The sequence below is a fragment of the Streptomyces spinoverrucosus genome, assembly GCF_006539505.1.
GTDB classification, from domain to species: domain Bacteria; phylum Actinomycetota; class Actinomycetes; order Streptomycetales; family Streptomycetaceae; genus Streptomyces; species Streptomyces spinoverrucosus.
The window spans coordinates 1-13087 of the sequence record NZ_BJND01000019.1; the positions used below are offsets into that span (position 1 = coordinate 1).

At 70.7% G+C, this 13087-nt stretch carries 12 protein-coding genes; 6 read left to right on the forward strand and 6 right to left on the reverse strand.

What is annotated here, in order from left to right:
* Positions 1–17: 17 nt before the first annotated feature.
* Positions 18–755, reverse strand: coding sequence for an SDR family NAD(P)-dependent oxidoreductase (locus SSP24_RS13320; RefSeq protein ID WP_141309726.1), 738 nt, complete (start codon positions 753–755; stop codon positions 18–20).
* A gap of 167 nt (positions 756–922) precedes the next feature.
* On the opposite strand from SSP24_RS13320, the gene SSP24_RS13325 reads away from it, so the two are divergent.
* The 3 genes from SSP24_RS13325 (at position 923) to SSP24_RS13335 (ending at position 2909) form a co-directional block, all read left to right on the forward strand.
* Positions 923–1561: a TetR/AcrR family transcriptional regulator gene (locus SSP24_RS13325; protein WP_141309727.1), complete on the forward strand. Its 639-nt coding sequence runs from the start codon at positions 923–925 to the stop codon at positions 1559–1561.
* Positions 1562–1565: 4 nt separating this feature from the next.
* On the forward strand, positions 1566–1754 hold the full coding sequence (locus SSP24_RS13330; RefSeq protein ID WP_229866332.1) for a hypothetical protein: 189 nt from the start codon (positions 1566–1568) through the stop codon (positions 1752–1754).
* A gap of 501 nt (positions 1755–2255) precedes the next feature.
* Complete coding sequence (locus SSP24_RS13335; protein WP_229866333.1) at positions 2256–2909, forward strand: hypothetical protein; 654 nt, start codon at positions 2256–2258, stop codon at positions 2907–2909.
* A gap of 74 nt (positions 2910–2983) precedes the next feature.
* Here SSP24_RS13335 and SSP24_RS13340 read toward each other — a convergent pair whose 3' ends face one another.
* On the reverse strand, positions 2984–3640 hold the full coding sequence (locus SSP24_RS13340; RefSeq protein WP_141309728.1) for a maleylpyruvate isomerase N-terminal domain-containing protein: 657 nt from the start codon (positions 3638–3640) through the stop codon (positions 2984–2986).
* A gap of 65 nt (positions 3641–3705) precedes the next feature.
* Entirely contained in the window at positions 3706–4083 is a 378-nt protein-coding gene (locus tag SSP24_RS13345; RefSeq protein ID WP_141309729.1) for a DoxX family protein, read from the reverse strand.
* 324 nt (positions 4084–4407) lie between these two features.
* Between SSP24_RS13345 and SSP24_RS13355 the strand changes: the two genes are divergently transcribed.
* A complete protein-coding gene (locus SSP24_RS13355; RefSeq protein WP_141309731.1) occupies positions 4408–4878 on the forward strand; it encodes a MarR family winged helix-turn-helix transcriptional regulator in 471 nt (156 codons plus the stop codon).
* 31 nt (positions 4879–4909) lie between these two features.
* A complete protein-coding gene (locus SSP24_RS13360) occupies positions 4910–5899 on the forward strand; it encodes a pirin family protein (RefSeq protein WP_141309732.1) in 990 nt (329 codons plus the stop codon).
* A 24-nt stretch (positions 5900–5923) separates the two neighbouring features.
* On the opposite strand, the gene SSP24_RS13365 is transcribed toward SSP24_RS13360, so the two are convergent.
* The 3 genes from SSP24_RS13365 to SSP24_RS13375 form a co-directional block, all read right to left on the reverse strand.
* On the reverse strand, positions 5924–9097 hold the full coding sequence (locus tag SSP24_RS13365) for an amidohydrolase family protein (RefSeq protein WP_141309733.1): 3174 nt from the start codon (positions 9095–9097) through the stop codon (positions 5924–5926).
* A 107-nt stretch (positions 9098–9204) separates the two neighbouring features.
* Positions 9205–9846: a Rid family hydrolase gene (locus SSP24_RS13370; RefSeq protein WP_141309734.1), complete on the reverse strand. Its 642-nt coding sequence runs from the start codon at positions 9844–9846 to the stop codon at positions 9205–9207.
* Entirely contained in the window at positions 9843–11453 is a 1611-nt protein-coding gene (locus SSP24_RS13375; RefSeq protein WP_141309735.1) for a flavin monoamine oxidase family protein, read from the reverse strand. Before SSP24_RS13375 ends, SSP24_RS13370 begins: the two co-directional genes overlap by 4 nt.
* A 205-nt stretch (positions 11454–11658) precedes the next feature.
* Here SSP24_RS13375 and SSP24_RS13380 point away from each other — a divergent pair, with 205 nt between their 5' ends.
* Positions 11659–13062, forward strand: a complete 1404-nt coding sequence (locus tag SSP24_RS13380) for a serine/threonine-protein kinase (RefSeq protein ID WP_229866334.1) — start codon at positions 11659–11661, stop codon at positions 13060–13062.
* Positions 13063–13087: the final 25 nt, after the last annotated feature.

The window sequence follows — 13087 nt, forward strand, 5'->3', positions numbered from 1 at the left end:
GGGACCCGCCTCAGCGTTCAGCGGGTCTGGTCGGTCGGCCGGATCAGGATCTCGTTGACGGCGACGTGCTCGGGCTGGGTGACCGCGTAGACGACGGCGCCGGCGATGTCCTCGGGCTGAAGGGTCCGCATGGACTCGGCCATGCTCTTGGCCGCGGCCTGTATGGCCGGGTCGGTGATGTGGCTGGTCAGCTCGGTCGAAACGAATCCGGGCTCGATGACGACGACGCGGACGCCCTGCTCGGTGACCTCCTGCCGCAACGCCTCCGAGAAGGCGTTGATGCCGAACTTGGTGGCCGCGTACACACCGCTCGCGGCCGATGCCGTACGTCCCGAGGTCGAGGAGATCTGCACGACGGCGCCCTTGGAGTCGAGCAGATGGGGCAGCGCGGCGTGGACCGTGTACATCGATCCGAGCAGGTTGGTCTCGACCATGCGCGTCCACTCGGTGGTGTCCGCGCCCAGAATCGCGCTGCTGAGCATCACGCCCGCGTTGTTCACCAGGATGTCGAGTGATCTGAAGCGGTCGACGGTCGCGGCCACGGCGTTCTTCACCGACTGGAGGTCGGTGACGTCCAGCTCGATGGCCAGCATCTCGCCGGGGGCGCCCTGCGTGAGGGACTGCAGCCGGTCTGTCCGGCGAGCCCCGACCGCTACCCGGGCACCCGCCTTCGACAGGGCGAGCGCGGTGGTCTGACCGATGCCCGAGGACGCACCGGTGACGAGGGCAACCTTGCCGTCCAGGGTGTCGCTCACGTGTTCCTCCCAGGAGTGGAGTGGTTCGAACCGGGCTCCGCCAGGCGCCCCCGAGGGCAATCAGCGGGCCGGAAGGTTGAAGATGACCGACGGGTCACGTTGAGCGTAACAGATAACCTGACCGAAGGGTCATGTTGTGTTAAGGTGCACCCCAGGAGGAGGTTTGGATGACTGGAACGACAGCCGCACCGGGCCAGCGGGCAGACCATGTGCGCAATCGACGCCTCCTGCTCGACGCCGCCACCGCAGCGTTCGCCGAGCACGGGCTGGACGCGTCGATGGGCGAGATCGCCCAGCGCGCCGGCCTCGCCAAGGGCACGGTGTTCCGTCACTTCGCTTCCAAGGAAGACCTGCTGGCGGCGATCATGCTTCAACTGCTCGACCGGCTCACCCGCAACGCCGACCGCCTCCACAGGGCCGACGACGCGGGTGCGGCACTCCGGGAGTTCATGACGGACGGCGTCGAGACCCTCGCGGCCGACCGGGCGTTCTGCGAAGTGATCGGACGCCCTTCGCTACAGCACGCCGAGGTGCGGGACGCGATCGATCACCTCTGCGTGGCCGTCGAAGCACTCACGGCCCGGGCACGCGAACAAGGCGCCGTCCGCGGCGACATCACGGGGACGGACATCGTGCTGCTCCTCGGCGGCATCCATCAGACAGCGGCACCGCTGCTCGCCGGGGAACCGGAGGCATGGCGCCGTTACCTCGCACTGGCCCTCGACGGCCTGTGCGCCACCGATGCCGGCACACTCCCGCATCCACCGCCCGGCCACTTGCACTTCACCGACCCCGAGCCCAGCTGACGCCGTGACCGGGGTGAAGGCCAAGGAGATCGCGGTGGGGCTGGGCCTGAAGACGACGTCGGCGGAGGTCGAGGGAGTGCGGCTCGAAGGCCAGGCGCCTGGCGGAGCGCGGGTGGTCGTGCAGGAGACGTCGGGGGTGTTCGGCGACGGCCGGCGGCCCGTGGCCGGCCCAGGTCTTGTTCCCGTCGGGTGAGTTCCTCGCGGCCGTGGCTCTCACCGACGCGGTGCTCGATGACCAGTCGTCGGAGCCTGCCCAGCGGGGTCATTCGAAAATTCGTAGCGAAGTCCTTTTCAGGGGCCGTCCGTCCGCCCCGCCCGGGCCGAGGCGAGATTCCGCTTGTGGCGCGCCGTCCATCCGTCTACGCACCCATCCTGTCCGGCTGCTGTCGTCTGCCGGACAGGCGGAACGCGTCCCCTTGACTATCTACTCTCAGCACGCCAACCGTGGGAAGACTCAGATCCTGGCGACCTACCAGGGTCCGGACGGCGTCGTGTCCAAGACCGTGACGAGTCTTGGCGATTCGCGCCTTGCGGGTCCGATCGTCGATGCTCTCAATCGGATCTCCGCCTTCGCCACCGTCCCTGTCAGTGTCCACGACTGCCGGGAACAGCGTGTGGACTACTACCCGCGCAAGCACCTTGCGGCGTCTGTCTGCGGCTTCACCAGGCGCTGGCCGATCTGGAGAATGCGTTTGTGACTGTGCCCGATACGGTGAGTCGGGCGATACGTTCCGAACTGGCGCTGGAAAAAGCCGAGTTGTGTGCGGCGCTCGACGATTTCTCGGGAACTTCCTCGGGACCTGAGACGGAGAACGCGCGTCACTGGGAATTCGGCCATCCCTTCGTGAAGTATGACGACGGAATGGACACACTGAGCGACGAGACGCGCGAACAGCTCGATCGCCGTGAGGCGGGGCTCACCACGGAGGAGCGGGAGAAGGCTGTCGCCGACCTCCGGGTGCTGGTCACGGCACACTCCCGGTGCACCGGCATGTGGGCCTCACTGGATGACCCCAGCCGCGAGATCTTTGCGGAGCCGTACGACTCTGACGGCTTCTACATGACGGTCCAAGCGCCGGAACCTGGCGATGACGACGGTTCGTGGGAAATCGAGATCGGGCGTTGGGAGCCGGACGATCCCGACGAAGAATACGGGGAGCACAGCAGTGCGACGGGCAACAACATGGTCCGTTGTGCCCTTCCCGCTGCACCGGAGGCCGACCAGATCGCGCACTTGCTGAATTCCGTGGAAGAGAAGCCGCTGCTGCTTGCTCTGTGGGCCGAGACGCCGGTGGGCGCGGCGCTCGTGGGGACCATGGTTGTGGTAACCAAGCGCTACGACTCCTGAGTGGGTGTCAGGGCATGACGCGACACCCCGAACCGGCAGGTGCGGTTGAGCTTCCTGAGTCGAGATTCCTGCGATCACCCGAGGATGAGCGGGAGTTCCGCGGCCAGCTCGCCCAGTTGGGCCCTCTCCGCCTTGGTCGCGGTACGGCGTCCCGTGCCAACCAGCAGCGCGTCCTTGTCGGAGAACGACGCAGGAAACGCCCTCCCGGCGATCTCCTCCAGCATCTCGCGAGTCCGGGCGAGCCCCTCCGCGGGCGGTTCCGCGACGTTCGGGAGGTGCGCGGCCAGGTCGAGGTGGTGCAGTGTCCACTCCAGGACGTACGCGGAGAGGTAGTCGCCCGCGGTGAGGACCTGGTCGCGGGTGCCGACCCGGAGGCCAGGGTCGGCGAGTTCGGCGGCGCGGCCGGCGGCGGAGCCGACGTCGTCGAGGTGGAACTTGAGCAACCAGGGCTCCTGGTACGAGGCCGCCAGCCGGACGATCAACGCGTCGAGGGGGTCGTCGCCGGTCGGCGGTGTGTCGGTGACCTCCCAGTAGGTCACCGCGTCGCGGGTCGGTTCCGAGTCGACGGGCGTTGCGAGAGTGATCAGGACGTCCTGGGCGTCGATCACCAGATGGCACACCAGGTCCCGCACCAGCCACCCGCTACAGCCGGACGGCTGAGCGAAGTCCTCGTCCGCGAGTTCGGCGACCGCCGCGCGCAACGCCGCCCAGGAGCGTGAGAAGAGATCCACGCCGGGAAGGTAGTGGGTGCCCGAGCGGCGTACAAACGCATTCCTCGCGAACGGGCTGCCGCGCCTCAGAAGGCGTGCGGCCCGAAGCGGCCCCAGGCCAGGAAGATGGCCAGGGCGAGCAGTACGACGTTCACCACGACCGGCTGAAACTCCCCGCGTCGGCTGTGCGTGATCGCGGCGCCGAACATGGTGAGAGCCAGTCCCGAAGCGGCCAGAGGAACCAGAGTCGGCGCGATGTCCACCGCCGCCGGCAGGACCAGCCCGATCGCGGCGAGAACCTCCAGCAGGCCGATCGTCTTGATCGCCCCCGGCGCGAAGTCGTTCGCCCACGCCATTGACGGGGAGGCGGTGAGCTTCTCCTTCGGCTGGGCGAGCTTGGCAGCGCCGGCACCGAGGAACACCAGAGCGAGCAGGGCCGCGACGGTCCACAAAGCGACGTTCACAGATACCTCTTGTGATCGGGGTCTGCGTACCGCTTGGCGGGGGTCCGCAGCCCATGTGATTGATGCGTCATCCAAATTACGGGAGGTTAGATGATGTATCAACCGCTGGGGGCGAAGTCCCGGCATCGGGCGGCGGCGTCGCGCGGGCGCTCCTCGCCGACCCCGACGCGGGCTTCGCCGTGCGTGCGCTGACCCAGAACCCCGACTCTCCCGCCGCCCAGCACCTCGCCGTGCCGAGAACGCTTCCAAGATCAAGGTGGGCTGACTCGACGGTTCCGCCCTCCATGAGCTAGATGAGACGTCAACCACCGCTACACTTTCTGCATGGCGGAAGAAGCGGTGCGGTGGTTGACTGCGGAGGAGCAGCACGCGTGGCGGAGCTTTGTACGGCTGCATGAGCGGCTCGGTGGTCGGCTGTCCCGCCTGCTCCAGGCGGAGTCGAAGCTGTCGGCGGCGGACTACGCGGTGCTGGTCAATCTGACCGACGCTCCGGACGGCCGGCAGCGGTTTCTGGATCTGGCTCGCTCGGTGGAGTGGGAGAAGAGCCGGATGTCCCATCACATCGCCCGCATGGCGAAGCGCGGGCTGGTCGCGCGTGAGGAGTGCCCCGAGGACGGTCGTGGCGCGTTCGTCGTGATCACGGAGGAGGGGCGCGCGGCGATCGAGGCCGCTGCTCCGCTCCATGTCGAGGCGGTGCGGTCGCTGTTCCTCGACCATGTCACTCCGGCGGAGTTGCGCACGCTGGCGCGCGTCGCCGATCGCGTGGTCGAGCACTTGGACGAGGAACCGGCGTGAGGACAAGCAGGATGGGCGAGAGGTGGTCTCAGTGAGCAACGTGGAAGCCGAGCCGTCGGCAGTGAGGTGCGGGGCGCTGGTCGACGACACGCGGCCGGCCAAGGTGGCGCGAGTCGACGTGATCTCCGCGCGGGAGGTGCCCCTGGGTGGGCCGCGGGCGATGTCCGTACGGCGGACGCTGCCACAGCGTGCCCGGACACTGATCGGCGCCTGGTGCTTCGCGGACCACTACGGCCCGGACGACGTCTCCCGCACGGGCGGCATGGACGTGCCCCCGCATCCGCACACCGGACTGCAGACGGTGAGCTGGCTGTTCAGCGGAGAGATCGAGCACCGCGACAGCCTCGGCAGCCATGCCCTCGTCCGGCCCGGCGAGCTGAATCTGATGACCGGCGGTTACGGCATCGCTCACTCGGAGGTCTCCACCCCGCGCGCCACCGTCCTCCACGGCGTCCAGCTGTGGGTGGCGCTGCCCGGAGACCACCGGAACACCGCACGCGACTTCCAGCACTACGCGCCCGAACCCGTGCGGATCGACGGCGCCGAGATCAGGGTCTTCCTCGGCTCACTCGCCGGAGACACCTCCCCGGTTCGGACCTTCTCGCCCTTGCTCGGCGCCGAGATCACCCTCGCTCCGCGCACTGCGATCACCCTGACCGTGGACGCCGACTTCGAGCACGGCCTCCTCATCGACAGCGGGGACGTACGCCTGGCCGACACACTGCTGCGCCCGGCCGAACTGGGCTACGTCCATCCCGGCATCGACGCCCTGACACTGGTGAACGAGTCGGACGGTGCGGCGCGGACGATCCTGCTCGGCGGTCCCCCGTTCGACGAGGAGATCGTCATGTGGTGGAACTTCGTCGGCCGCACCCACGAGGACATCGTCCGTGCCCGCGAGGACTGGGAGGCGTCCTCCGACCGCTTCGGTGCGGTCGAGGGCCACCCGGGCGACCGCCTCCCCGCACCGAACCTGCCCAACGCCGTCATCACGCCGCGCAGAAACCCCCGGAGCCACTGAGCTCGGGGGGCGCCGCCCCTGCTCTCAGCCCCCGCTCTCCGGATCGCAGCACCCCTCGCGCCGCATATGGCGGCTGACCTCCAGCCAGTCCACGGCCGAGGCGGCATCGCTGCGCACGGCCGCGGCCGTGTCCTCGAACGCGTCGACCAGGTCCGCCTGCTCGAAGAGGATGCCGCCGCGGAGCACCGCCACCGTGCGGATCAGGGTGGCGAAGTCGGTGAACGGGTCGCCGTCCACGATCGTCAGGTCGGCGAGCTTGCCCACCTCCAGCGTGCCCAGGTCGGCATCCGCGCCGAAGACCCGCGCCGGCAGCAGGGTGGCGGTCCGCAGTGCCTCGGCCGCCGACAGCCCGGCGCGGTGCAGTGCGCGCAGGGCGAGATGCAGGTGCAGCCCGACCGGGACGATCGGCTGGTCCGTGCCGAGCGCGACCAGCCCGCCGCCCGCGAGGATTCGCCGGTAGACGCTCAACTCCCTGTCGAGAGTCGTCAGTTGAGCGTCGGTGGGTGGCTTTCCGGTCTCCTCGCGCACGAGCGCCGTGTCCCACGGCGGCATGAGCGCGGTCACGCGCGGATCGTCCGCGAGCGCCGGGTCGGCGCCGAGCAGGGGCGCTGCCGTGAACGGGGTCGCGACCAGGTGGAAGTCGGTGCGGGTGTAGATCTCCTCGACGTCCTGGTAGGCGCGGCCCGTGGCGGAGGTCGCGTGCCCGAACTCAAGCCGCTGCGTCGCCTGCAGATGGGTCGTCAGGTCCTGGCCCAGCTGCACGCCCGGACTGCACAGATGGCTGCCGCTGCGCACGCCGAGCCGCTCGTGCCCGAATTCGGCGGCCTCCTTCATCACCCAGCCGGGCGCGCGTACGTACGTCTTCACGAAGTCCCAGTCCAGCGCCGCCCCGCGTGCCAGCGAGCGGCGCAGGCCCTCGCGGGTGCGGTGGGCGCGGCCCATGCTGTAGGCGACGCGCGCCCCGTCGAGCAGTTCGCCGGTGGTCAGGAGCCTCGGTCCGGCCAGGACACCGGCGGCGACCGCCTCCCGGATGCGCGCCTGCTCGTAGGCGAACCCGCCCAGCGAGACGGCCGTCGTGATGCCGTACGCGAGTTGGAGCGCGGACTGGCGGCCGCCGTAGGTGGTGTGCCAAGGGTGGGTGTGCGCGTCCCACAGGCCCGGGATCACCGTGCGGTCGCTCGCGTCGAGCCGGCGTGCGGCCCGGCGGCCGGTCCGGTGCGGGGCGACCTCCGCGATACGGCCGTCGCGGATCACGACATCGAGGTCCTCGCGCACCTCCGACCCGGTGCCGTCCCAGAAGCGGCCCGCGTGCACCACCGTGTCGGCCGGGCGCGGTCTGCGGTAGTCCAGCCGGACGCGGACGGTACGGGCCTTGCCGCTGCCGACGTCGATCAGGCGGAGGTTGCCCGCCGAGAGGTAGAGCAGGGTGCGGGCGTCGGCCGACCAGGACGGGTGGTCGGCCGGCTCGGCGGTCAACAGGTGCGGCTCGCCGTCGGGGGTGCCGTCGGTGCGCACCGGCAGCAGCCACAGCGCCGACTCCGCGATGACGGCCATCCAGCGGCCGTCCGGAGACCAGACGGGCCCGGAGTCGTAGCGGTCGGAGAGCGAGACGTGCGGGGCGAGGGCGTGCAGGGCGGCGCTCCCGTCGGTCGTGTCGACGACGCGGATGAGGTTGTAGCCCTCACGGAAACGCCGGTTGAGGCGGTTGCGGTCGCACAGGGCCACGTACCGGCCGTCGGGAGACCAACTGGGGCGGCCGGGCAGCCCACCCGGGCCGAGTGGTGCGGCGAGGACGTGCTCGGTGCCGTCGGGCAGGTCGCGCACCACGAGGTTGCCGGACATGTCCAGGCAGGCCAGCCGCGTCCCGTCGGGCGAGAGGGCGGGGAAGACGCGCCCGCCCTCGGCGAGCACGGTCTCCGCCCCGGAGCCGAGGTCTCGGCGTCGTACAGCGAACAGCCCGTCCCGGTCGTCGGCGAACACCAGCGCGGTCCCGTCAGGCGTCCAGTCCGGCGCCAGCACATAGCGCGTCGCGGGAACCTGGAACACCCTGCGCGGCGCCCCGCCACCCGCCGTGTCCGCGGTCCACAGCGCGTTGAGCGCGGCGAAGGCGACCCGGCGGCCGTCCGGTGACAGGGCGGGCAGATGCAGCGCGCGGACGGGACGGGTGCCGGTGCCGTCGAAGTCGTACTTCTTGACGCGGTAGCGGGGACGGTCCACGGGCAGTGTGGCCGTGAACGGAATCTCCTCGCCGTCGCCCGGTGCGGCCGGGTCGACGAGGCGGAAGTGACCGTCGACCGTGAGGAGCAGCCGTTCGTCGTCCGTCCAGCGGGGCGGCGCGGGGAGCACATCGCCCTCGACGGCGACCGGCTTCCCGTCCACGACGAGGGTGCAGGTGGCCGTGGGGTGCGGCGTGGTGCGCAGGTAGGCGAGGCGGGCGGTGGGCGAGACGGCCGGGGTCATGAGCTGGGCGCCGGAGTCGTCAGTGTGCTCGGTGCCGACCGGGCCCGAGCCGTCGGCGGCGACCGAGGCGATGGTGGTCGCGTGGAGGGCGCCGGACGCGGTGACGGTGGCCCGCACGAACAGCAACCGCTCACCGTCGGGCGACCAAGCCGGGTCGAAGTCCTCAGTGGCCGACGCCTCGTCCTGGCCGGAGCGCCCGGTGAGCCGGGTCAGCTCGCCGGTGCGCACGTCCACGACCCAGATGCGGTACGGCGCTCCAGTCACGGGATCGCCGCCGCGCTCGGAGGCGAACGCGACCCGGGTGCCATCCGGCGACCAGGCCGGGCCCCGGTCATCCCAGGGGCCGTCGGTGAGCTGCCGCAGCCCGGTGCCGTCGGGGCGCAGCGTCCAGAGGTGGAAGCCTCCGTCGCGATAGGCGCAGACGACGAGACGGCTGCCATCGGGCGAGAACTGGGGGCGGGTGGGTTCGAGTCCGGGCGGGGTGAGCGCCATGGCGTTGCCGCCGTCGCGCGGGATGGACCAGAGCACGTTCTGCACCTCGGCGACCAGCCGGTCACCGGCGAGGGTTGCCGAGCCGCCCGTGGCGGCGGTCAGGGAGAGGGTGGTCGCACGGGAGGCGGCGCCCGCGACCGGCGCACTGACGGTTGCGAGGGCGGTGGCCGTGGCACCGGCCTGGAGGAATCTGCGGCGGGAGAGCGGGCCGGAACGGGGGGCGTCTGAGGTGCCTTCGATGTCCAAGGGTGCTCCCAGTACAGGACTTGGCGTGCCGGACAGGAGAGTGGCAACGTACGGGGCGGCGCCCGCTCGCGGACCCCGCCCCGACGTATCTCGGCCGATCTTCACGGCTAGCGTTTCCGGTACGCCGCGGTGACCTCGACCTCCACCAGCCAGCCCTTGACAGCCAGTGAGGCGACCTCCATCGTGGCGCGTGCCGGACGGGCCTTGTTGGCGAGCAGCGGCGCCTTGGGTGCCGAAGTGCCCATCGGCACCGGCACCACCTGATGAGTCACCAGGTCGATGTTGGCGAAATACTGCCTGTACGCGCGGTTCCACCCCGCGTAGTCGGCGCTCTCGGCGTCGGGCGGCTTCATCAGGTAGCACTTCATCGTGATGACGTCGGCCGGGGTGAGCCCCGCGGCCTCCAGGTTCGTCTTGATGTTGCGCAGCACGACGAGCGCCTGCGCCTCGGTGATCGTGACTCCTTGGGCGCCCTCGGTGAGGGACGGGTCGGTGTAGTACTCCGGAGTCCCCGGCGGCGCCGTGGGGTTGAGTGCGGAGGGCCCGAGTCCACTGCTCTGGTACACGGCCACCGCTCCGCCCGTCGCCACGCCGTTCGCGATGGCCGGGTTGGACTGGCCGTCGGGCAGCATGACGCGGACCTCCTTCGGGCCGGGCCACCAGCCCCGGGCGTCGGCGAGCGCGGTACCACCCGTGAGCAGCGAGGCGGTCAGGGCCGTACCGATGACAACTTTTGTACGCCGGTTCATGCGGCCATCACCCTCTCGTGGATGTCGGTCACGACCTTGCGGGCCGAGCTGAAAGCGCCGTGCTGCCAGGCGATGACGTGGCTGAGCCAGTCCCCGGCGAAGTACACATGTCCTGCGGGCCGGTTGAGGAGCCGGTACTCGGGGCCGTCCTGCGAGGGCCAGCCAACCCAGCCGCCCTCGATGTGCGGGGTGCGATGCCAGGCCACGCTGAAGGAGTGGTCGAGTTCCGTGCGGTACTTCTCGCCGTGGATCTTCACACCGCGGCTCACCGCCCGCGCGAGGCGCTCCTTGTGCGGCAGCACGCTGTACGCGAGGGCGTTGGCGCCGAAGTTGTAATAGCCGATGAGGGTGCCGCGGCGACCGAAGTGGCCGTGGGACGGGTACCAGATGGTGGCCAGGTCCGTGTCGGTGGGCGTGATCCCGCCGTAGATGTGCTCGTCGGTCTCCCACCAGCGGCTGCGGTACTCCAGGCCGATCTTGCCGACGGGTGTCGCGACCGGGTACTTCAGCGCGGCGGTGACGTCCGCGCCGAGGTTGTGCTTGATGCGGGCCATGACCATGGGGGGTACGGCGGCGACGACGAAGTCGGCGTGCCGGGTACGGGTGCGGCCGTGGGCGTCCCGGTAGGTGACGTCGGCGCCATCCGCCAGGTTCCTGACCTCCAGCACTTCGGCGCCGTACGTGATGCGGTCCCGCCCTATCGCCCCGGCCAGGGCGTACGGGATGGTGTCCATGCCGCCGACCGGCTGGAACATCAGCATGGCCTGGTCGTAGCCGAACTCGAAGGAGAACCGCTGCCCGACGCCGCTCGCTATGACGTCCGACAGTGAGGGCACCGGTCCCAGCACCGTGCCCGCCTCGAAGGCGGCGCCCGGCTCCACGGAGTAACCGCGCCGGTCGGTGCCCGTGTACGCGTAGCCGTCCGCCTTGCCCTTGATGGCGCCGAAGTTCTGCAGGAAGGCGATGAGCCTTTCCTTGTCGGTGGCGGTGAGCTCGGCGTCCAGGGCGCCCTGGTCGGTGGCCTTGGCGAGCAGCTCGGAGACGTAGCCGTAGACGTCGGCCTTCGCGGTGCGCCAGCGGATCGGCTGCCCCGCGAGGGCGGCGCTGCTCTCGTGGTAGATGTACGCGTTGGCGTTCTGGTTGGTGAACACCTCGACGGGAACGCCGAGTTCACGGCAGTACTCAAGCGTGACATGCGACTGGGGCAGCCGGGCGGGCCCCGCGTTCATGTACTGGCCCTTGGAGAACGACGCGGTCTGTTTACGGCCGTCCAGATCGGTCAGGGACGTGCCGCCGCGCACGGTCCAGTTGCGGCCGCCGGGCCGGTCCTTCGCCTCCAGGATCCGGCAGTCGTAGCCCGCCTTGCCGAGTTCGTACGCGGTGGCCAGGCCGGCGATGCCGCCGCCGAGCACCAGGACCTTCTTGGCCCTGCGCCCGCTGAGTGTGAAGTCGCTCTTGCCCGGGGCCCGGTACCCGTCGGCCCGTACCTCCGGCGCCGGCGCGAGGCCCAGTGCGCCCATCGCCGAGTAGAGCACTCCCGCGCCGCCCGCGACCCCGACGGACTTCAGGAAGTCACGCCGGGATCCCGTGGATCTCTCCGTAGCCATTCACTCCTCCTCACCGCGCCCGCGACCCGGACGCGACGTCCGATCAACCCGGTCACGTGGGGGGCGAGTTGTTGCTGAGACCGGAGGTGCCACACGAGCCTCCGTCAGGACTGTTACGACGCCATGCCAATGACGTATCCGTGCCATGAGCGTGCGAGTCGCGCCCGCGTCCGCCGTGTCGTGGCTCCTGCCTTAACCTGGGCACGTGAACGCACCGGGGGACATGATCGACGGACGCTTCGAGCTGCTGGAGCGGCTCGGCAGCGGGGGAATGGGCACGGTCTGGCAGGCCCGGGACACCGTGCTGCACCGCGATGTCGCGCTCAAGGCGGTACGTCCGGACGCCGAGGCCTCCGAGGCGGTACGGGAACGGGTCATGCGGGAGGCGAGGGCGCTGGCCCGGCTCAGCAATCCCTATGTGGTGACGGTCCATCAGATCATCGAGGCGGATCCCCATCCGTGGATCGTGATGGAGCTGGTGCCGGGCGTCTCGCTCCAACAACGCCTGACCGACGGCCCGTTGAGCCCGCCGGAGGCAGCTCGTATCGGTCGCCAGGTGCTCTCCGGGTTGCGCGCCGCGCACGCGGCCGGCATCCAGCACCGGGACGTCAAGCCCGCCAACGTCCTGCTCCGCCCCGACGGCACCGCCGTCCTCACCGACTTCGGCATCGCCGCCCTCCAGGGCGCGACCGCGCTGACGGTCACCGGTGAGCTCGTGGGCTCTCCCGAATACATGGCGCCCGAGCGCGTCCGCGGCCACGGCGACGACCCGGCGGCCGACCTGTGGTCCCTCGGGCTCGTCCTGTACGTCTGCGTGGAAGGCGTCAGCCCCCTGCGCCGCGACACGAGCCTCGCCACGCTGGCCGCGGTCCTCGACGACCCGGTGCCCCCGCCCGCCAGCTCCGGCCCCCTCGCCCCCGTCCTGCAGTCCCTCCTCGTACGCGACCCGGCGGCACGCCCCGGCGCCGAGCAACTGGACGCGCTGCTGGCGCAGGTCGAGTCGGGTACCACGCCGCACTGGGCTCCGCCCACGCGGACGGCGACACCGGCGCCGACACCGACGCAGCTGGACAGGCCGCGTCCGGGGCGTCGGCCTCGTGGTCGCAAACCGCTCCTCGTCGCCGTCACCGCCCTGCTGGCCGTCGGCGCGGTCACCGCACTCGCGTTCACCCTGTTCACGCCCGACGACGGGAAGAAGGACGACAAGCAGACGGTCGTAGCGGAAGGCGGCTCAGCGGCGGGCACTCCCTCGACGCCGACGCCCACCCCGCCCGGAACCGGCCGCTGGATCGCCCAGCTCCACTCCGAACCGCTCTCCGCGGGCACCGCGGCCCGCGACCGGAGCCTCGCCCGGATCCGCGAGTCCGTCCCCGAGGCCGTCGTCGTCCGCAGCGACGACTACGCCTCGCTCCGCCCCGGCTACTGGGTGTTCTACGCCCCGGGCCCGTTCGCCGACGGCCGCGCGGCACTGACCTTCTGCGCCGAGCGCGGGCATACGACTCCGAACGCCTGCTTGGGCCGCTACCTGAGCGCCAGCCCGGCCGATTTCGCCCTCCAGTGCCGCCCACCGGCGACGGCCCCGACGGGCCGCTGTACGCGCGCCACGTAGGGGCGGCGGGCGATCAGCCGGGCCC